Raw genomic sequence first — 19437 nt, 5'->3', positions numbered from 1 at the left:
AAAAACCTTACTTTGTCTTTTGATACCTTCTCGAACTATTTTAGAAGTTCTTGAAGGTTGTGGCAGCAAAGAGCAGCAATTGAATCAGCGGGCCTGGATGTGCGATCGAACTTCAGAACTCGCATCTGTTTTCTATTTAACCTCGATCGACTGACTATTTTTTAACAAAAATTATGCTAATTGTTTAATTTAAAATTAATTATATTCGCCCGAATAACGAGTGCATTTTTTTTATCAAAGCCAGCTTTTTCTCCTTCATTTTATAACAACTAACAATTAATGACTAAAGCTTATCTTGCCGCTAACCAGACGATTACCAAACCTTTACCTTTGTCGGCTAGAGTGAGCAATGTAGGTCTCAGACCAATGTTTTTTAGCTGGAAATAAGGATATGCCACCAACATCCAAAGCACTTTTAGCGGAAATCCAGCATAACACAGGAGCGACTCGCAACTTGCATTTTTATGCAAAGGGCGAAACCATTCCTATGATGTCGCAAGGTCTTTGGCGAGTGTGTCAAGGTCTAGCACAACTGAGTACGCTTTATCCAAGCGGAGAAGAAGGACTTTTGGGTTGGGTTGGGCCTTCGATGTGCTTCGGTTTGTGGTTGACAAATTTGCAGACTTACCGAGCTACGGCGACATCAGATATTTATTTGATGTGGTATTCTATGGTGGAAATCGAAGCTTCTCCTCAATTGGCTCACGAGTTGCTGCCTCAAATGGTACGGCGGCTGCGGCAAATGGAAGCAATTTTAGCGATCGCCGGACAGCGGCGAGTAGATGACCGTTTGTATCAGCTACTGCTATTATTGCAACAAGATTTCGGTCAGCCTGTGGTTGAGGGAACTCGTTTGAATATCCGCTTGACACATCAAGATATTGCTAATGCGATTTGCACGACGCGGGTAACAGTAACGCGAATGCTGGGAAAATTGCAGCAGCAAGGGTTAATCAGTCGAGATGCCGATCGGCATTTAATTCTTAACAAAGATGTTTTTGCCTCCACATCGGATTTGTTTGGCTGCAACCCTCAATCAGTGTAGCAAGCGCAGAGAAAAATCTTATTCTGCTTCGCCAATCAGCGTAAACGCCGCCCAATCTTGCGGAGTTGGGTGCATCTTCATTGTCATCAGCATCGCTTGCCGCAAAGCTTGAGCTTTATTCGGGTTTTTCTGTATCTGTAACTGGCGATAGAATTCTGCCATTAATTCCCCTGTCGGAGCATCGGGTACTGACCACAGAGAAACGATAATACTGGAAACACCAGCACTAATGAAAGCACGAGATAACCCAAGCACACCATCGCCTGTCAATTTTCCTCTACCAGTATTGCAAGCACTTAATACCACTAATTCAGCATTTAATTTTAAATCCAAGATTTCGCTCGAAGTCAGCAACCCATCATCATTTCCTGATGGAGCCAGGGCGATCGCTCCCGGTAAATCTCTCCTCTTCACTTCATTGAGTAATCCGTGAGTTGCCAGATGAATAATCCGGGCTTTTAGCATCTGTTGAGTAATCGATGCTTTAGTGGCTTGAGAGCCTGTAATCGGTTTAGTATTCAGAAGCTGGGCAATTGTAATTGCTTCCCGTTCGCTGCCCGGTAAGGGATCTAACTGGCGCGGCGGGTTGCCTATTTTGGGCATAATTGGATTGCCGACGACGAGGTTATTTGGCAGAGAAAGTTGTCGGAGTTTTTGCCGTGATTGGCGGGTGAACTGCAAAATTTGAATGGCGGGAGCAGTGAGGATGGTATGTTTTTCAATCAAATATTGACCTGTCGGATCTTGTAAGGCGACAAAGGGAACTAAAAACAAGGATTTATGGGGAATGAAGATGACAGGAGCATTCGGGTCAGTAGGTAAAAGATCGGCAATGGGTTGAATGAGTAGTTGATAGCTTTGCTGTAATTTGGGGTAGATTATCCGAGAATTAGCAGGGGTAGAAGCAGGGCGATTAGCCGCTTGTCGATTGGCAGTGTCCCCCGCCGCCGATACACCCAGAGCATCGCGAGTGCCGCGAATCATCTCAGCTAAGGCTGTATCTTTCTCGTTTAATCCTCTCCTCCCGGTAGCAGCAGATACTCTTGTCCCTTCGGTGGCTTCGGGTAGATTGATGTTCAGAGATTTGAGGTCAACTGAGCGAAAGGTAATTTCACCATTCGGCTTGATGACCCAAATATAAAGGGCTTCATCCCCAATAGTTGAATACTCGACGAGGGTAGCGTTTTGCTCTTTAGCGATTTGTTGAATTTGCTGGATATTGGGGGGGTTGATAGTAGTTTGGGCAGATGCAGATGGGGCAAGGCGAGAGGCCAATAACTCCACAAAAGCTCTGGCTCTACCCCGTTCGGCAATTTCTAAAGCGTCATTAGTTTTTTTCTGAGCAATGAAGACTTTTTGTAAAATGCCGTAGGCCCTAGTTTGAGTTTCAAATATTGACACTTTATTGGCATCGTCTAATCCAGCTCGCAGAGAGTCCGAAACTTTAATACTATCAAGTAGGGTTTTCTCTGCGCCTGGGAGATTGCCAGAGTTGAAGAGAGCAAGTCCTAGATTGTTGAGAGCCGCCCCCTCGCTTTGGCGGTCTTTTATTTCTCGCGCGATCGCCAACACCTGCTGAGCGTAATCGATGGCTTTGGCGTAGTCGCCGAGGTTACGGTAAGCAATTCCCAGATTTCCCAGAGCCGCCCCCTCGATTTGGCGGTCTTTTCTTTCTCGCGCGATCGCCAACCCCTGCTGAACGTACTCGATGGCTTTGGCGTAGTCGCCAAGGGAATTGTAAGCAATTCCCAGATTTCCCAGAGCCGCCCCCTCACTTTGGCGGTCTTTAATTTCGCGCGCGATCGCCAAGCCCTGCTGAAGGTAGTCGATCGCTTTGGCGTAGTCGCCGAGGGAATTGTAAGCATTTCCCAGATGTCCCAGAGCTCTCCCCTCGCTTTGGCGGTCTTTTATTTCTCGCGCGATCGCCAAGTCCTGGTGAAGGTAGTCGATCGCTTTGGCGTAGTCGCCGAGGGAATTGTAAGCATTTCCCAGACTTCCCAGAGCTTTCCCTTCACCTTGGCGGTCTTTAATTTCTCGATAAATTATTAGTGCCTGTTGCCAAGACAGCAATGCAGCTTGAAATTGACTAATCTCATACTGCTGATGCCCTTGGTCTAACAGTCGGTCTGCTTCAGCTTTGCGCTGAGCTTGAGTTTGAGCCAAGGCCTGAGAATTGATGATTTTAAATTGAGAGTTAGGGATAAACCGAAACTCACCTACAGTCAGCGCCGCTAAGATTGAGATCGGTGCCGACCATCCAATTTTTTGCAGTTTCATAACTTTTGACAGGCCTCTGGTTTGAATATCCGCTTGACACATCAAGATATGGCTAATGCGATTTGCACGACGCGGTTCAGTTGACAGTTGATAGTTGACAGTTGACCGCACGCGGGGCGACTTCTAACTGGAAGGAAGAGGATTGGAGTAATGAATAGTCTTCTTTTAATTTCTCGCGATCGGGGTTAGGGCTTTAAACCAATTCTTTCTGGTAACAGTAACGCGAATGCTGGGAAAATTGCAGCAGCAAGGGTTAATCGTTCGAGATCGCAATCTCGGCCTTGAATTCTTAACAAAAGTGTTTTTGCGTCCGCCTCCTATTTGTTTGGCTGCAACCCTCCAGCAGTATAGCAAGTGACAGCCATTTGCATCTACATAATGCTGTCTAATATTAAATCCCAAATCGAATTATCAGAATTGTCTGTATAAATGTTCCTTCCCCTATCTACAGCCATACATTTGTAGCCGGAAAAGATATAATTAAACGGTGCATCTATTTAGGACAAAACTCAATGGCTAACTCAACTTCAGAAACACCAAAACCAGACAAAAAAGAATTAACTGACATCACAGCTAAACCTCAAGAACAACAAGAAGAACCGCCGAATAAGGGTGACGGGCGGAAATAGTCGATCGCCCGGAATAACAGGGCACCAGAAGGTAAAGAAACCGGGTTTTTTGACTCTTATTGAAGGTTTTAAGCAAATATTGTGGTTAAAAAACCCGGTTTCTAGTTATCCGCGAGTTTAGGAAATAACTTGACAAATTATTCCGTTTGTGAAGTGCCGTTGGTCGATCGTAACTTCGGCTTTTCCGGCTTCCCTCTGCGTCCGTCCAAAGAAACCACATCAGCCTCAGAACTCTCCCTAGCCACCCGAATCAGCAACCCCGACAACAACAAACTCGCCAACATCGAGGAGCCCCCGTAACTAAAAAACGGCAGCGGCAAACCCGTAGTCGGCAAAACTCCCGTCGCCACCCCAATATTCAGCAGCGACTGTCCCACCATCACTACCATCACCCCAATCGCCACCAACTGAGACTCAATATTCCGGGCCCGCGTCGCCACCCTCAAAGCCACCGTACCGTAAGCCGCCAACATCAGCAACAGCGAGAAACCTCCCACCAAACCAAACTCCTCAGCAAACACAGCAAAAATAAAATCGCTGTACTGAATCGGCAAATAAAATAACTTTTGCTGCGACATCCCCAAACCCACACCCCAAATGCCCCCAGAACCGACAGCCAGAAGACTTTGAATCAACTGATAGCCGTCTTGCATCGGGTCAGCCCAAGGATTGAGGAAAGACATAATCCGGCGGCGCTGGTATTCCCTAAAACTAATACTTAAAACGGCTAAAAGCATTCCCCCCATAGCCGTGGCGCCCAACTGCAAGTAAGGCAAGCCAGCCGCCAAAGCCACCAACCACAAAGTCATCCCGCACAAAGCCGTGGTACTCAAATTCGGCTGCAACAAAATTCCCAACAGCATTGCGCCGAAAATTAACAGCCAAGTTAAGCGAACTTTATTTGTCAACCGGGGCCAGTTGCCGAAAATGCGGGCGCTTTGGAGAACGAAAAACGGCTTGATCAACTCAGAAGGTTGAATAATCGGAACCGGGCCCAGAGATATCCAGCGAGTCGCCCCGTTGATTGTGGTTCCCACCCCCGGAACTAAGGTCAACCAGAGCAATCCCAGCAGCAACAGGACTCCTAACTGAGCTGTTTTCAGCAGGTAGCGCAGGGGGGAATACACCATCAAGTTAAAACCTGCCAGCCCGATCGCCACTGCGATTAGCTGTCGTTTAAAATAATAAAGCCCGTCTCCAAATTCATAATTTGCAATGGGATAGGAAGCCGAAAACAATGCTGTAAGCCCGACAAACAGCCACAGAAAAGTCAGCCACCTCAGCCACCGAGCCTCGGCAGCCCATTGAGACGCGCTGGGGTCAAAAAATGGAATGAAGCGTCGAATGTCGTTAGCCATAGGATTTTAGAATGATCTCAATAAACTCTAACAAAGATGGCTAAAGTACCAGATTGGTTAATTTACGCATTAATCTGTTCGCTATTATATGGTTTGTGGGGATTTTTTGGCAATTTAGCGACTAAATATATTGACTACAAAACTGCTTTTGTTTATGAAACAATTGGCGCTATTTTAACTACTTTATTTATTATTATCCAAACTAATAATTTTAGTTTTGAGGGAGATGTTAGGGGAATTTTGTTTGCCATGTTAGTTGGCGTTTGCGGCACTGTGGCGTCATTAGTATTTTTTATAGCCCTTGGCAAAGGTGAAGTTGCCAATGTAGTGAGTGTTACGTCTATCTATCCGTTGATTACTATATTATTATCGTCTTTATTCTTGAAAGAGGCTATTACATTACCACAAATGCTTGCTGTTTTGTTAGCGATAATCGCAGTGATACTTTCTGCTTATTGAAATATTTGTCAATCATTAGATTAACAACGCTCGACATTATTCCTTCTGCTATAACTATAACAAACAAAAAAGAGGTCATCGCGACCTCTTACCCCTCTACTAATCCAGCTTTGGCTCTTAAAGCAGACCCGTATTAGCTCCGGGCTTACCGGTAGCCAGTTGCACTTTAATAATTCTGCCGCCCATTTTCATAATTCTTTGCTGTTCCCGGAACCAGTTGTCGTAAGGAACGAGCTTAGTAAAATAGGTATTTTGCAATTCGCGCTGAGTGCGGATGCGAGTTTGACTGGGGACGCAAGCAGTCACCTTAAACATTCTCATGGGAAACTAACTCCTGAGTAGGTTTACAGATTATTAGATGGATTTTTTAAAGATTGAAGGCAGGGAGTTAGGAGTCAAAACTAGCTCGTTAAAACTCATCGGGCTTTCTCGACAAGCCTTTGACGGTCTAGCAATCACTCTCAACTTCCCTGACCTCTTTTCAAAGCCAAAGGTAACAAGTCCAAAGTTAAAAGTTAAAAGAGGCAAGAAATAAATATTTTTCTTTCTTCCTTCTTCTTCCTTCTTCCTTCTTCCTTCTTCCTGAGTCTTAGCTCAAGCCAGAGCAGATGTAGTCGAAATAGACGCCCATTTCTTTACCAGCGTCAGAACCGACCAAACCGGCGGTGACTTCTTTCATTGCTTGGATTGCTTGTACGGTAGAACCGATGGGCACGCCCAAGGAGTTGTAGGTTTCTTTCAAACCGTTGAGCACGCGCTCGTCGAGGATGGAAGGGTCGCCAGCTAGCATGGCGTAGGTGGCGTAGCGCAGGTAGTAGTCCAAGTCGCGGATGCAAGCTGCATAACGACGAGTGGTGTACATATTGCCGCCGGGACGAGTTACGTCAGAGTACAACAGAGACTTAGCAACTGCTTCTTTGACGATTGTGGCTGCATTGGCGCTGATGGAGGTAGCTGCACGGACGCGCAGTTCGCCAGAAGCGAAGTAGTTCTTGAGCTTGTCTAGAGCGCTGGTGTCGAGGTACTTACCTTGAACGTCAGAGGAATTGATAACGGCGGTAATTGCGTCTTGCATGGTTGTCTTGTTTCCTTGAAAGTGGCTGAGTCAGTCCAATTTTGGAGCTAGAATTTGGAATTTGGGATTTGGGATTTGAGATTTTTAAGTTGCCGGTTATCTGCAAAAGCTTTTAGCTTGTTAGCAGTAAGGCGCTTTTGTTCAATCTAAAATCGAAAACCTAAAATCGAAATTCCTTACTGCATCGCACCGATAACGTAGTCGAAGTAAGAGGAAGCTTCGGAAGCGTCTTCTCCAGACAGCAGCGAACTTGCTGCACTTTTCATAGCGCGAACGCCTTCGGCGACGGCTTCAATCGGGGTGCCGAGAGATTTGTACATTTCGCGGACGCCGACGATACCGATTTCTTCGATCGGAGTAATGTCGCCAGCTACGATTCCGTAGGTGATCAAACGCAGGTAGTAGTCGAGGTCGCGCAAGCAAGTTGCGGTCATTTCTTCGCCGTAAGCGTTGCCGCCGGGAGAAACAACATCAGGGCGCTTTTGGAAAAGTTGGTCGCCTGCTCCCTTGACGATGCGTTCGCGGGATTCGCTCAAAATTTGGGCGATGCGGACGCGGCGTTCACCAGAGGTGACAAAGCTCTTGATCCGATCTAATTCACCTGGGCTCAAGTAGCGAGCTTCGGCGTCTGCGTTGACGATTGATTTGGTGACGATACTCATCTTGTGTGTACCCGCTGGATATTTTGCTATACGAACTGCTCCGCGCTGAGCGAGCGACGGTGGGCTTTTGCATCCCGTACCTTTCAGGCTCGGGCAGGAGCTTTGACAGGGAAGGCCGGACTTTCCAGAGCCAGCAACTGTTAAAGTTGTGGGCGGGAGGCGACCTTCGATGTTTGACGGCGCTGGTTCTTCACGCCGGTGCGCTTGTGAGTGCCCGCACTAAGCCTGTCGCTTAGAATACCACAAATGACTGATGCGATCTTTAATTTTTGATTTAGATTGCAGCAGGCCACTAAGTGGCGATCGAGTGACTGTCGGGCAGTTAGTAAGGATATTGCTTCTCTGACACAACTACCTCTCGCAAGTATTTTGAGGCATTATGTTCACATTCTGAGTGTTACTGTAATAGTTTGTAACATTCCTTTTCATATTTGGGCCCTCGCTTGGGCGTTCAGCGTTAAAATTTCACAGACACAAAAATCGCTATAATGCTTTTGCAGCAAAGGTTACAGGCGATAGATTGTTGAGGGGGATTTGTGGCGGGCGACGGGGCAACGCTCAAAGACTTTTCCCTCAGAGGGAAGGGAGACAAGTCCAAGACAGGGGGGGAGCATTGGTGTCAACTTAAGCTTTTAGTCCGCCAGTCCTCCCGCTAACCAGGCACTCCGCCAGGGAATGAATTCCCTGTCTCATAGCTAAAGTCCTCTAAAAGAGGACTGAAGAACTCATTAGTCCTGGCTTGGCGAGGACTTTCGCTTTGAGCCTCTTGTTTCAACTCCTGACCGACTATCGGTTTTACCTTAAGCTGACACCAATGAGGGGGGAGATGTGCGATCGTCTCACATCTTGCAGCATTCTCAATCGGTTTTGGACGGGCGGGCTAGAAGATCCCAATCCCTACTCTCCGCAACAAAACTCACTCTTTGTCTTTGTGGAACAGGCACTCCGGCCTGTTCTAGATCGCGATCCCAGATATAAGATCGTCGGAAATCGTAACTTTCGAGCTTGTAGCTAGATTTGACACTCACTTTTAATCTGGTGCGCCGTGAAAAGAAATATATCAGCCCTTAAAAAAGCTTTGCAGTTTGGGATTAGCGGTGCTGTCGGCGGTTTCGCCGGCAATCTCATCACCGAACCTTTCATGCAGGGACTCACTGGTTCGGAATCTTTTTCTGAGAGTGTATTGTCCACAGGTCGCTGGTTTGGATTGGTAGGCGGTGGTATTGCTACTGCGATCGTGTTTGGCTATTATTACTATATAAAAGGCAAGCCTCAAATTAAACAGGCTTTAAAAAATGGCGGGTTGTTTGGTTTAATAGCAGGAGCCATTTCTGGGGCGATCGCCGAAGGTATTTACAGCGGAATTGGCGACGGAAACAACGAATTATTGCGAGTAATTTGCTGGGGAATAGCTGGCAGTTTGTTAGGACTTGGACTTGCACAGCGGATTCCTAATTTGGGAGCGCTTCGCGGCACGGGAGGCGGCGGTGTTGGGGGTGTCTTGGGAGGCTGTTTGTTTATTCTATTTGCTTACAATTTATCCGGTACAGCGGGCCGTTTAGCTGGCTGTGCTGCGATCGGTTTTTGGATTGGAATTATGCTAGTTGTAGCTGAAACTTTGTTCAACAAAGCTTGGCTGGTAATTAGTTACGATACCGGAGCAAATCGCACTCTCACTCTGGGTTCGGAACCGATAACTTTTGGTAGCGATGAAAATTTGTCTATTATCTGCATTCCTAATGTTTCGCCCTTGGCCATGCGGTTTCAATTGGAAGCAGGTCAAATTGTTTGCGAGAATGTTGATAGCGGGGCGGTGAGTTATTTGCGATCGGGCGACCAAAAGAGAATTGGCAACTGTACAATTACAGTAGGAAACTCTGACTTGCCCGCTGCAACTTCTGCTCAGGTTCAGCCTGCTGTGAGAGCAGAAAAATCCGCAGCAGATTCTTTTACCAACGGTCAATTTTTTCTGAAATTAGGAAGTCGGGTTATTCCTCTGAGTGCGGGAACTCAACTATTCACCTCTGACATACCGACTTTAACAGCCGCAGCATCTAACGGTCTTGTAGCTATAGTTACTTCTCGATCGAGAAACGAGCTTTCGTTAGGATTGACCAATTTGTGCGATCGCGCTTGGTGGGCTACAGACATTCAAGGCGATATAAAAATGGTAGAACCTGAAAGTACCTTAACTTTGGCGTTGGGAACTAAAATCGAATTCGGTGAATTAGACGGCGAAATAGTGTAAGTAAGAAAGTATAAACTGAGATATTGCACCATTTTCAATAAGTATTTCATGGGCTGGCTCTCCTGCCCGCCCCACAAGAAAATTTACTCTTTGTGGAACGGGCATCTTGCCCGTTCTTAACAGGATATCCGACCCCACACCACAAGAAAATTTACTCTTTGTGGAACGGGCAAGATGCCCGTTCTTAACAAGATATCCGGCACACCCCACAAGCAAATTTCCTATTTGTGGAACGGGCATCTTGCCCGTTCTTAACAATAATTCAAGCAGAACTGCCGCTAACTCCATTAATTACCGCCGCACCAATCAAATGAGCTAAACGCAAAGCTTCAGGAACTTTACCAGTGTCTGTCAAACGCTGGAGTACCAGCGCAATTACTTCTGGTTTTTCGCCGCAAACTTGAAAAAAGAAAGGTTCAAAAGCGTGAATTTTACCAGCGCGGCGCAATAATTCTAAACGGTATTCCGAGTCGGGTAAATGGCCGAGGGCTTTTTCAACAGCAGCTAAATCTGGTTGGCGGCGCATGACAGCAACGCAAGGAATTTGCAGGCGCGATGCTAACTCGGGAAGGTCAATAATATTGAAGCCGCCGAAAGCAATTCCGTCTAGCAAAACCAGATGCAATTGCGGCAAAAATTTGCCTCCGAGGAGTAGCCCAGAAATAGCATCCGTGGCATCTAATCCGTCTCGGAAGACTTGTCCCCACACCATTCCTTCAAATCGAGTTCCCCCGCAGACTATGCCCGCGATCGACACCAGACTGCCGCTTGTCCGAGAAAACGGAGCGTCGTCAAAGCCAATAACCTTAATTGTGCGATCGAGCCTCAGCAAATCTGCCAGTTTCAACTTGGGGAATTCCGTAAGCTAAAGTTTTTGACATTAATTTGACTTCTAGATATAGTATGATATACGTTAAATACCTCATTACTAAAAATATTTTAGACAATTGGCAAAAAAATACGTAGCAGCGATCGACCAAGGAACAACCAGCACCCGATTTATCGTATTCGATCGCTTGGGACAGATAATTTGCAGCAACCAACAAGAGCACCAGCAAATCTATCCGCAACCAGGATGGGTGGAACACAATCCCGAGGAAATTTGGCAGCGCACCCAAAGCGTGATTAAAAATGCCCTCGAAATTGGCAATATCGACCCGAAAGATATTGCTGCCCTCGGTATAGCCAACCAGCGCGAAACTGCAATTATTTGGGACAGAAACACTGGCAAACCTTACGGGAATGCGATTGTTTGGCAAGATACCCGCACTCACAAAATATGTGAAAAATTAGGTGAAGTTGAGGGCAAAGAACGATTTCAAGAACGATGCGGTTTGCCGCTGGCAACTTATTTCAGCGGGCCGAAAATTAAGTGGATGTTGGACAATATTTCAGGATTGCGAGAAGCTGCAGATCGAGGGGATGCGATTTTTGGAAATGTCGATACTTTTCTGATTTGGCACCTGACTGGCGGCGCGCACATTACCGATGTTACCAACGCCAGCCGCACGATGCTGATGAATTTGCAAACCCTCGATTGGGATGCCGAAACTTTGGAAATAATGGCAATTCCCCGCCAGATGCTGCCAGAAATTCGCCCTTCGAGTCAAGTTTTTGGAACTGCAAAAGGATTGCTGGCAGGTGTTCCAATTGCTGCTGCTTTGGGCGATCAGCAGGCCGCCCTGGTCGGGCAAACTTGTTTCAGTCCGGGGGAGGCGAAAAATACTTACGGTACGGGCTGTTTTATGCTGCTGAATACCGCTGAGACGATCGTCCGTTCAAAGCAAGGATTGCTGACAACAGTCGCCTACAAGATGGGGGAATCGCCCGCTGTGTATGCTTTAGAAGGCAGTATTGCGATCGCCGGAGCTTTAGTGCAGTGGCTGCGCGACAATTTGGGCATCATCAACACATCTGCAGAAGTAGAAACATTAGCAAATACAGTCGAAGATAGCGGCGGAGTTTACGTTGTCCCGGCCTTTTCTGGACTCTACGCGCCCTATTGGAAAGACAGCGCCCGGGGAGTAATTGCAGGTTTAACTCGCTACGCGACTAAGGCACACATTGCCCGCGCAGTATTAGAAGCGACAGCGTGGCAAACGCGGGAAATATTGGACGCTATGAATCAGGATTCAGCAGTGCAGCTTTTGTCTTTAAAAGTAGACGGAGGAATGGTGGGAAATCACACGCTGATGCAGTTTCAGAGCGATGTTTTGGGAGTGCCTGTGGTGCGGCCTGTGGTAGCAGAAACTACTGCACTCGGTGCCGCTTATGCGGCCGGTTTGGCGGTGGGTTTTTGGAGTCAGCTAGCCGAATTGCGGGACAATTGGGCGGTAGATTGTACTTGGGAACCGAAAATGCCGATCGCACTTCGCGAGCAAAAATATCGCTTTTGGAAAAAAGCAGTTTCCCGCACATTCGATTGGGAAGAATGAATCGCTGAGTCAACCCCAAAATCCGTATTTAGTGATATCATTAAATCAAGCAGCATTTTGCAGATTGTAAATAAATGATTTCCGTAAATAACTTAAAAAAAATCTTTACCACTGTTCTATTGATACTGACCCTAGCCTTTGTAGAAATCGCCACTAATTCCCAAATGGCGATCGCAGATACAGTTACAAATCCCGCAACCGCAGCCGAAGTCTTCAGCGCCAACTGTGCAGGTTGTCACATCAACGGCAGCAACATTATCAGGCGCGGCAAAAACTTGAAACAAAAAGCTTTAAAAAAATACGGCATGGATTCCATCGCCAACATTTCCAACTTAGTAACCAACGGCAAAGGTATTATGCCCGCTTACAAAGATCGTTTGTCGGAACAACAAATTATCGATGTTTCAGCTTACGTGCTATCCCAAGCCGAAACCGATTGGAAATAAAGCAGACTATGTAGATTGTCAGAGCAGGTTTAGCGCTTAAATTCTGGAAACTAACCAAGCCTAGGTATAATGTAGACAGGTTTCGCGCTTAACTTGGTCATCCGTGAATAATCTTTATACAAAACCTGCCTGCTTTTTCTCTTCTATTGTTCATTCCTTAATAATCTCAATACAAAACCTGTCATTTTTCTTATTTCTGAGAAAAGAGTGTAAATTTTCGGAAGTCTTGCAAGATGAAGAAACATTATTTTTGGCGTAGAACTTTAACTGTTATTAGCTTGTGTTTGTCTCTAATTTTAGCTGTCAGCGCGCCCGCTTTCGCCTCCATTCACAAATATCCCGAAACTGCCAACACAGTAATGTTTCGCTCGATACAAAGCCTCCGCGATACAGACGAAAAAGCATGGGAAGTGGTTTTGTACAAGCGAGTAAAGTCTGGAGTAGTTAACTCTTTGAACCTCAGATTGGTAGGATTTCCCGGCACTGAATTGCAGCACCCTGTACCCCTGAAAGTTGCGGCGGGCAATCGGGAAATTGGCAAGGCTGATGATATTTGGAGCGAGTCGAATTTGCCGATTAATGTAGGAGAATACGATTTCAAATCAATAATTACACAAGTGGCAAGTAATCGACCTTTGCGGTTGAATTTGCCTGTGAAAAATCAAAAAGAAACTGAATTGCTAGTTCCTCCTTTTGCTGTCAGAGAATGGCGGTTGTTGTTAGAAAGAAACTAAATATACCAATTTAATCGCACTTTACTTTGAAAATAGCTACAGTTTGATGCGTGTATCAAAAGTAACCTATGTTTAAATATGCCTTAAGGTAGATTTAACGGATTTCTAAGGGTAATTATGAAACAAACTAAAAGCTGAGTTAGTCTGGTGACAGAACTCCAATGTTTTAACGTGCACTTCTTCAGGGTGAATCTAGTATGACTTTAATCAGTAAAATTGTCCGAAAAGCTTTGGCGACAGGTTACTTAACGGTTGAGGCAGAAGAACAGTTGCGACAGCAGTTGCAGATGACCAAGTACGGTTTAGAAGATTTTGAGGCTTTTATTAATTTGCAAAAAGAGGTGATGGAAGGTCGGGTGAAACAGCAAGCTTTGGAATTGTTGCGATCGCGCAAATGTTCTGCGACGGCTTGAATCCCGTTCGATCGCCCTTTTGAAAATAATTAAGGGCGATCGTTGGCAGTCAGGACTTTACTCCTTATTGATGAGGGCTCTTCGTCCTGACTACAAACCACACGGTAAACCACAGGGTCGATCGCACTTTGGGAGAGCATCAGTATCGGCTACTTATTCAATGCTGTTCTTGCTTGTTAATTGATGGGCGCCGGTGGATCGGGAGTATTTACGTTATTAGGGTTTTTAGCTGCTAAAAGTTTCTCCAACTCTCTAATTCTGGTCTGCATTGCTTCTACTTCCGTTTCAGAATAGCGAATCGGAATATGCTGGGGACAGTTCCAATCCCAGCCTTCAATTTCAAATACGATCGCTCTTTCGACAGTTGCATCATAGTCTGTATCCCGAACTCGGGCAAGTATTACTGGATCGTCTTCCACAACGCGGGCGCGACCGAGAATCTTGAGGCGCCGGCGATGACGGTAATCCATTAGGAACAAAAATGCTTTATCATTCTCAGCAAGATTTCCCACAGAGATATATTGCACATTGCCACGAAAATCCGCAAATCCCAAAGTTCTCGGATCGAGAATCTTTAAAAATCCTGCTTTCCCGCCGCGAAACTGAATGTAGGGATAGCCACTAGAACTCACAGTGCCTAGATAAAATCCTTCCATACTGGAAATAAATTGCTCTAGATCGGGATTGATGGAATTATTATCTGCACCTTTAGCCACAAAGCGTTCATAGTTCTCGCGGGAACCCATTTTTTCTTGCATGGCTTTGACTGCAGGAGTAAAAGCGATCGTACCAAATTGACGAGGCATAAAATCTAACTCCTTGTCTACTTATTTAACTCGGCGATCTTCAAAATGCCTAGATTCCCAACATGGGAATATAACCAGAGAGTTGCTTCACCCGATCGATCCAATTCAAAACATTGGGATAAGCATCAAGTTCAATCTTGCCATCTCTCGCTAGAGCGATATAGGGATAGATTGCCGCATCTGCGATCGTGGGATGCTCAAACTCTAGCCAAGTGCGCGGACTCTCGGGCCCACCCCACCAGAAAATTCCCTTTTTGTGGAACAGGCCCGAAAGCCTGTTCATAAAAATGATACGCCAAGCCTGGAAAAACGTTTCTACTGCATTCCTAGCTGTCGCCTTAACGCTTCTGGAACATAAACGGCTGTATCCAAACCTCGAACATTCTCCCACTTTGTATTTTCATCCCATTCGATATCTCCAAAAGTGCGCTCGCTGAGGTTTGCGCCGCTGAGGTCTGCGCCGCTGAGGTCTGCGCCGCTGAGGTTTGCGCCGCTGAGGTCTGCGCCGCTGAGGTCTGCGCCACTGAGGTTTGCGCCGCTGAGGTCTGCGTCGTTGAGGTATGCGTGGCTGAGGTTTGCGCCGCTGAGGTTTGCGCCGCTGAGGTTTGCGTCGCTGAGGTCTGCGTCGCTGAGGTCTGCGTTGTTGAGGTCTGCGCCACTAAGCTTTGCGCCGTCGAGGCTTGTGCCGTCGAGGCTTGCGTCGCTGAGGTCTGCGCCGCTGAGGTCTGCGTTGTTGAGGTATGCGCGGCTGAGGTATGCGCGGCTGAGGTATGCGCCACTGAGGTCTGCGTCCCAGAGGTGTGCGTCGCTAAGTTCTGCGCCGTTGAGGTTTGCGCCACTAAGCTTTGCGCCGCTGAGGTCTGCGCCAAAGAGTTGTGCGCCGCCAAGGTTTGCGCCGCTGAGGTCTGCGCCACTGAGGAATCTCCCAACTGTGTCGAGAAAGCCAAAATACCCAACACAACAGCTATAACCGATAAGACGCAACAACCGAATTTCATCGTCAAGTTTACCTTCAGCATTAGGTTTCCCAGAGGGATAAAACACCATTTTGTCTTTAAATTCATCTCTCTCCTGAGCGTAACGGTGCAACTCCAACAGCAAAATCATCACATTCAAACCAGCATAAATATCTATTTGTCGCTGCCCCAATTTTTGAGTTTTCAATAATTGTTCTGGCAGCAGCCGCATCTTCTTCTGAGGCAAACTTTCCGGCAGCATATCAATAAATTCCCCCTCGCACCACCGCTGATAAAAATTTTCCAGACGCTGGAATAACTCCACAGGGCGAAACTGATTTTCCTCCCCTGGATCAGCCGGAGTGGTTAACAACCCCATCAAATATTCCACAATTTCTTCTGTCAGCGACCCATAACCCAACAAATCATAAATCTCCCAGTCCATCTGAGAGTCTGGAGTCTTAAATCCTCTACCTTTCTTTCCCGGTTCCGTCCACTCTTCCAGACTTTCTTTCAACCGTTCCGCACACAGAAATTCACCAAAACTCTTGTGTACAAACTCCACAGAACCTTCTTTACTGCCTTGCTGAAGATAAAAAACCGCCAAAGCATTTCTCAGAGGATTATCGTCAATCCGTTTTTGTGCTTCTTCAAGTAATGCTTTAACCGAGTTGTCTTCTCTCAATCGTTCCTCAATCATCGCTACAGAAGCAGATTCCCCTCCCGACTGCACCACGCACAACCCTGCTTCTGTCAGGATGCGCCGCAAATCCTCTGTTTCCAATTCTGTCAAATTGCGATTGAGCAATTTAGACCGCTGTTCTGTGAGTACCCAATTCACAGCTTGGTTGTAAATTAAAATTTTTGCTTGAGTGCTGTTAGTTCCTTGAAAATGTTCAACTTTCAACTTTTCGTCCCGGTGCATCGCTGCTAACAGATAAAGCAATAGCGGTTCTCGCGCCAAGTCAGATTTCACCTGTTTTGGACAGCGTTCATCTTGCAAAAAATGCTGAAAAGCTGAGGTTTTTTCAGCCCCAAATTGGGCTTGCCACTTGCTCAACCACTGCTGCTGTAGTTCGTTATCCATTACCTGAATTTCGACTCGCTCTAGGTTGTCCGGCATTTGCCTTTCAATCCCTTGCAAAGCTAAAGTTCTCCCAGTAATCAAAACCCGGTGTCCCATTTCCGAACTCTGCTGACAGTCCCGCTGAAATTGCCCTACTTGCTTGAGAAATTGCTCTAAACCGCCGCTACTTCTCCCCTCCATCAGCAACTCGTCAAAGCCATCTAAGAAAAACAAATATCGCGTGTTTCGATCCGTCAACCAGCCGTCATCGCTAGCAAAACCCGCAGTAACTGCATCTTTTAGCGTCTCTCGAAAACTCTTTTGCAGTGTGGGAATATCTCGCAGTCGAATTAACACGGGCGTCCAAATTGGATGCAAATTTTGCCGCACCCAGTCAGCAAAAATCCGACAAAAAACACTTTTACCGCGTCCGGGTCCAGCTTCGACAAACATTACCCGATTTTGTTTCTTTTCATCTGCCAGTAAGTTTTTTGCCCAAGTTTCCAAATCAAATGCTTCGGCACCTGGATCGACTTTGCCATTTTTATCAATTGGTTTTGCCTTTAGCGGTACGTAGATATCCTTGAATGAAAAATTTTCTGCAAATACGGATTGTAGCGGTAGAGAGGAAATCTGTTCTTGCAGGTAGTTGTCAATGCTGTGATATTTCTCCTGTTCCTCTCGCCATTCGCTGATAGAAGGCTGTCCAAGATGTTTCATGGCATCGCCGGAAACTGCCCAACCTTCGATTAAATAGCGGTGAGTGTTAGCAGCAACTCTCTTTGTCAAAATTTGAGCTTCATTGGCATTGAGTCCCGCTTGTTGCAGCCGCTGTGACAGCACTAGGTTAAATTCCTTGGCTAATAGCGAATCGCGGAAGCAAATCACAGTTTCTTTCGCTGCTTTATCGTTAAATTCCAAATCCGCCAATTTTTTAAGCAACTGCTTAACTCCATCGGAAACCGGAGTTTGCCCGATGCGATTTAACAAACTTGCGTCTTGTTCAAGAAACTCCTTAAAACTTTCCAGATAAGCCGCCTGACTGACGAGAAAAATGCACTCAGCTAAAGTCGGCTGCTGTTGAGTTTTTTCGATAAAAAACGCCAGCAGTTTCGCCGCCATCCCGACAAATGGCAATCCAGTTCCCACAACTTGAGCTAAGGGAGAGTTCAAAACCTCTAGCAGCAAATTGCTATTGTCCAGCCCTTGTTCTTTAAACATTTTTGCCACTTCTGCGGCTGTTTTCCCAGCTTCTCCGATTCCCTCCGCTGCTTCGGCGGAACACAGTTCTTTGAGATCGGTATTTAAGAATTTCCAGATGCGATTTGCCATTTTTACCTGCCCTATTTCAGAAGAGAGAAGCTGAGAAAATCTACATTTAACTCTGTAAGCATTCCGTAGTTCGCCGCCACAAATCTATTTTCAAACTAACAATTAGAAAAGATTAAGTGCCTTTTACCTTGACAAAAATACAACAATCCGCAATAATGATAGATTGTCTGTCTAAATCCGGCTCGGATCAGGTTAAGACATTCCAAAAGCTGGAGAGCAGTCAGCCGTCAAAAGTCCACAACGACCAATGACCAATGACTCATCAGCTACCTGTACGGCAATCTCAACAACCATCCCATGACTTACGCAATCATTGAAACCGGCGGCAAACAATTTCGGGTAGAACCAGGCCGCTTCTACGACATCGAACTGCTTCACGTTGAAGCTGAATCCAAAGTCACCATAGACAAAGTATTTCTGATCCAGCACGAAGGCGAGGTTCATATCGGTCAGCCTTTAGTAGAAAATGCCACTGTAGAAGGAACGGTTCTGCGGCATTTCCGGGGCCGCAAAGTCCTCGTCTACAAGATGAAGCCGAAAAAGAAAACTCGGAAGAAAAAAGGGCACCGTCAAGAAACAACTCGCTTTATGATTGACTCGATTAGCGTCAACGGTACAGTCTTAGCCGCCAGAGACTTAACTCAAGCAGTTGTTGAAACTCCCCAAACCGCCGAAACTGATTCAGAATAAAACATAGTAAATACAGTTGAGGATATTATGGCCCACAAGAAAGGTACAGGCAGTACACGTAACGGACGCGATTCTAATTCTCAGCGTCTGGGTGTCAAAAAGTACGGCGGTCAAGTTGTCAAAGCTGGCAACATTTTGATCCGCCAACGCGGCACGAAAGTTCACCCCGGTAACAATGTTGGCATCGGCAGAGATGATACTCTGTTTGCTTTGGTTGACGGCGTGGTGACTTTTGAAAGAAAAGGCAAAACTCGCAAGAAAGTCAGCATTTATCCTGTTGTAGCAGCACCTGTGGCTGAGCCCGTGGCTGAAGCTGTCGCAGTTTAATTGCGATATTAATTCCTCGTTCCGAGGTTCGGCCGATTCCGGAGAACTTAAGGTCAAACCGATAGTCCGACAGTCCGACAGGGGTTGAAACCCCTGCCTCATAGCTAAAGTCCTCTCAAGAGGACTGAAGAACTCATTAGTCCTCTTGAGAGGACTTTAGCTATTAGCCCCGTGGAATTCATTCCCTGGCGGACTAGAGGCTTAATTTGTCACCAATTTGTCGCTAGCCTCCTCCGACAATTGTGACAACTTCTAAGATGTCGCCTTCTTGCATCTGTGTAGTTTCCCAAAATTGTTTGTGCAGAATTTCCCCGTTGTACTCCACAGCTACCAAGCGCGGGTTTAATCCCAATTGTTTTAGTAATTCTGGTAACGGCGTGTCGATCGCACAATTGCGAGTTTCTCCGTTAACTTGCAGCGCAATTTGATTTATCATTAGTTATTAGTTATTAGTTATATCAAATCCGGTGACATCGGTA

Annotated in this window: 21 protein-coding genes; 11 read left to right on the top strand and 10 right to left on the bottom strand. The window is 46.3% G+C overall.

The genetic code is table 11. From position 1 onward, the window contains the following. Nucleotides 1-19: 19 nt before the first annotated feature. Together QUA80_RS20285 and QUA80_RS20280 are read left to right on the top strand one after the other, a co-directional pair. Complete coding sequence (locus QUA80_RS20285; protein ID WP_333426896.1) at nucleotides 20-154, top strand: hypothetical protein; 135 nt, start codon at nucleotides 20-22, stop codon at nucleotides 152-154. 237 nt (nucleotides 155-391) lie between these two features. Next, the gene (locus tag QUA80_RS20280; protein WP_333426895.1) at nucleotides 392-1045 is read left to right on the top strand and encodes a Crp/Fnr family transcriptional regulator; all 654 of its coding nucleotides are present in this window, start codon (nucleotides 392-394) and stop codon (nucleotides 1043-1045) included. A gap of 18 nt (nucleotides 1046-1063) precedes the next feature. On the opposite strand, the gene QUA80_RS20275 is transcribed toward QUA80_RS20280, so the two are convergent. Further along, complete coding sequence (locus QUA80_RS20275) at nucleotides 1064-3322, bottom strand: CHAT domain-containing tetratricopeptide repeat protein (protein ID WP_333426894.1); 2259 nt, start codon at nucleotides 3320-3322, stop codon at nucleotides 1064-1066. A 226-nt stretch (nucleotides 3323-3548) separates the two neighbouring features. Between QUA80_RS20275 and QUA80_RS33885 the strand changes: the two genes are divergently transcribed. Next, entirely contained in the window at nucleotides 3549-3680 is a 132-nt protein-coding gene (locus QUA80_RS33885) for a hypothetical protein (protein WP_445302270.1), read from the top strand. 408 nt (nucleotides 3681-4088) lie between these two features. Here QUA80_RS33885 and QUA80_RS20270 read toward each other — a convergent pair whose 3' ends face one another. Beyond that, nucleotides 4089-5309 (bottom strand): FtsW/RodA/SpoVE family cell cycle protein, encoded by a 1221-nt coding sequence (locus QUA80_RS20270; protein WP_333426893.1) that lies wholly within the window; start codon nucleotides 5307-5309, stop codon nucleotides 4089-4091. Between the two features lie 36 nt (nucleotides 5310-5345). Here QUA80_RS20270 and QUA80_RS20265 point away from each other — a divergent pair, with 36 nt between their 5' ends. Beyond that, the gene (locus QUA80_RS20265) at nucleotides 5346-5768 is read left to right on the top strand and encodes an EamA family transporter (RefSeq protein ID WP_333426892.1); all 423 of its coding nucleotides are present in this window, start codon (nucleotides 5346-5348) and stop codon (nucleotides 5766-5768) included. A gap of 117 nt (nucleotides 5769-5885) precedes the next feature. Here the strand turns inward: QUA80_RS20265 and QUA80_RS20260 are convergent, their stop codons facing one another. From QUA80_RS20260 to apcA, 3 genes are all read right to left on the bottom strand, one after another. Continuing rightward, on the bottom strand, nucleotides 5886-6089 hold the full coding sequence (locus QUA80_RS20260) for a phycobilisome linker polypeptide (RefSeq protein ID WP_006634929.1): 204 nt from the start codon (nucleotides 6087-6089) through the stop codon (nucleotides 5886-5888). A 268-nt stretch (nucleotides 6090-6357) separates the two neighbouring features. Continuing rightward, on the bottom strand, nucleotides 6358-6843 hold the full coding sequence (gene apcB, locus QUA80_RS20255) for an allophycocyanin subunit beta (RefSeq protein ID WP_333426891.1): 486 nt from the start codon (nucleotides 6841-6843) through the stop codon (nucleotides 6358-6360). A 176-nt stretch (nucleotides 6844-7019) separates the two neighbouring features. Next, on the bottom strand, nucleotides 7020-7505 hold the full coding sequence (gene apcA / locus QUA80_RS20250) for an allophycocyanin subunit alpha (RefSeq protein ID WP_333426890.1): 486 nt from the start codon (nucleotides 7503-7505) through the stop codon (nucleotides 7020-7022). Nucleotides 7506-8550: 1045 nt separating this feature from the next. Between apcA and QUA80_RS20245 the strand changes: the two genes are divergently transcribed. Further along, nucleotides 8551-9753 carry a hypothetical protein gene (locus QUA80_RS20245; protein ID WP_333426889.1) on the top strand — a complete coding sequence of 401 codons (1203 nt, stop codon included), beginning with the start codon at nucleotides 8551-8553 and terminating at the stop codon, nucleotides 9751-9753. Nucleotides 9754-10015: 262 nt separating this feature from the next. On the opposite strand, the gene QUA80_RS20240 is transcribed toward QUA80_RS20245, so the two are convergent. After that, entirely contained in the window at nucleotides 10016-10600 is a 585-nt protein-coding gene (locus QUA80_RS20240; RefSeq protein WP_333426888.1) for an endonuclease dU, read from the bottom strand. Nucleotides 10601-10700: 100 nt separating this feature from the next. Here QUA80_RS20240 and glpK point away from each other — a divergent pair, with 100 nt between their 5' ends. The 4 genes from glpK to QUA80_RS20220 all read left to right on the top strand — a co-directional run bounded on the left by glpK (nucleotide 10701) and on the right by QUA80_RS20220 (nucleotide 13781). Beyond that, the gene (gene glpK, locus QUA80_RS20235; protein WP_333426887.1) at nucleotides 10701-12188 is read left to right on the top strand and encodes a glycerol kinase GlpK; all 1488 of its coding nucleotides are present in this window, start codon (nucleotides 10701-10703) and stop codon (nucleotides 12186-12188) included. Nucleotides 12189-12262: 74 nt separating this feature from the next. Continuing rightward, nucleotides 12263-12634 carry a c-type cytochrome gene (locus QUA80_RS20230; protein WP_333426886.1) on the top strand — a complete coding sequence of 124 codons (372 nt, stop codon included), beginning with the start codon at nucleotides 12263-12265 and terminating at the stop codon, nucleotides 12632-12634. A 233-nt stretch (nucleotides 12635-12867) separates the two neighbouring features. Next, nucleotides 12868-13368: a DUF3122 domain-containing protein gene (locus tag QUA80_RS20225; protein ID WP_333426885.1), complete on the top strand. Its 501-nt coding sequence runs from the start codon at nucleotides 12868-12870 to the stop codon at nucleotides 13366-13368. 197 nt (nucleotides 13369-13565) lie between these two features. Continuing rightward, nucleotides 13566-13781, top strand: coding sequence for a hypothetical protein (locus tag QUA80_RS20220; RefSeq protein WP_015176895.1), 216 nt, complete (start codon nucleotides 13566-13568; stop codon nucleotides 13779-13781). 176 nt (nucleotides 13782-13957) lie between these two features. On the opposite strand, the gene QUA80_RS20215 is transcribed toward QUA80_RS20220, so the two are convergent. Genes QUA80_RS20215 through QUA80_RS20205 form a run of 3 tightly spaced genes read right to left on the bottom strand, consistent with a single transcriptional unit; the run spans nucleotide 13958 to nucleotide 17941 of the window. Then, complete coding sequence (locus QUA80_RS20215; protein WP_333371601.1) at nucleotides 13958-14587, bottom strand: pyridoxamine 5'-phosphate oxidase family protein; 630 nt, start codon at nucleotides 14585-14587, stop codon at nucleotides 13958-13960. Nucleotides 14588-14636: 49 nt separating this feature from the next. Continuing rightward, nucleotides 14637-14870, bottom strand: a complete 234-nt coding sequence (locus tag QUA80_RS20210) for a glutathione S-transferase C-terminal domain-containing protein (protein ID WP_333426884.1) — start codon at nucleotides 14868-14870, stop codon at nucleotides 14637-14639. A 32-nt stretch (nucleotides 14871-14902) separates the two neighbouring features. Then, the gene (locus tag QUA80_RS20205) at nucleotides 14903-17941 is read right to left on the bottom strand and encodes a pentapeptide repeat-containing protein (RefSeq protein ID WP_333426883.1); all 3039 of its coding nucleotides are present in this window, start codon (nucleotides 17939-17941) and stop codon (nucleotides 14903-14905) included. A 297-nt stretch (nucleotides 17942-18238) separates the two neighbouring features. Between QUA80_RS20205 and rplU the strand changes: the two genes are divergently transcribed. Further along, the gene (gene rplU / locus QUA80_RS20200; RefSeq protein WP_333426882.1) at nucleotides 18239-18631 is read left to right on the top strand and encodes a 50S ribosomal protein L21; all 393 of its coding nucleotides are present in this window, start codon (nucleotides 18239-18241) and stop codon (nucleotides 18629-18631) included. A gap of 27 nt (nucleotides 18632-18658) precedes the next feature. Further along, nucleotides 18659-18958 (top strand): 50S ribosomal protein L27, encoded by a 300-nt coding sequence (gene rpmA, locus QUA80_RS20195; RefSeq protein ID WP_333076164.1) that lies wholly within the window; start codon nucleotides 18659-18661, stop codon nucleotides 18956-18958. 223 nt (nucleotides 18959-19181) lie between these two features. Here the strand turns inward: rpmA and thiS are convergent, their stop codons facing one another. Continuing rightward, on the bottom strand, nucleotides 19182-19394 hold the full coding sequence (gene thiS, locus QUA80_RS20190; protein WP_190738130.1) for a sulfur carrier protein ThiS: 213 nt from the start codon (nucleotides 19392-19394) through the stop codon (nucleotides 19182-19184). Nucleotides 19395-19437: the final 43 nt, after the last annotated feature.

The sequence above is a fragment of the Microcoleus sp. F4-D5 genome, from assembly GCF_036704885.1.
Taxonomy (GTDB): Bacteria; Cyanobacteriota; Cyanobacteriia; order Cyanobacteriales; family Microcoleaceae; genus Microcoleus.
This window is presented reverse-complemented; position numbering and strand designations above follow the sequence as displayed.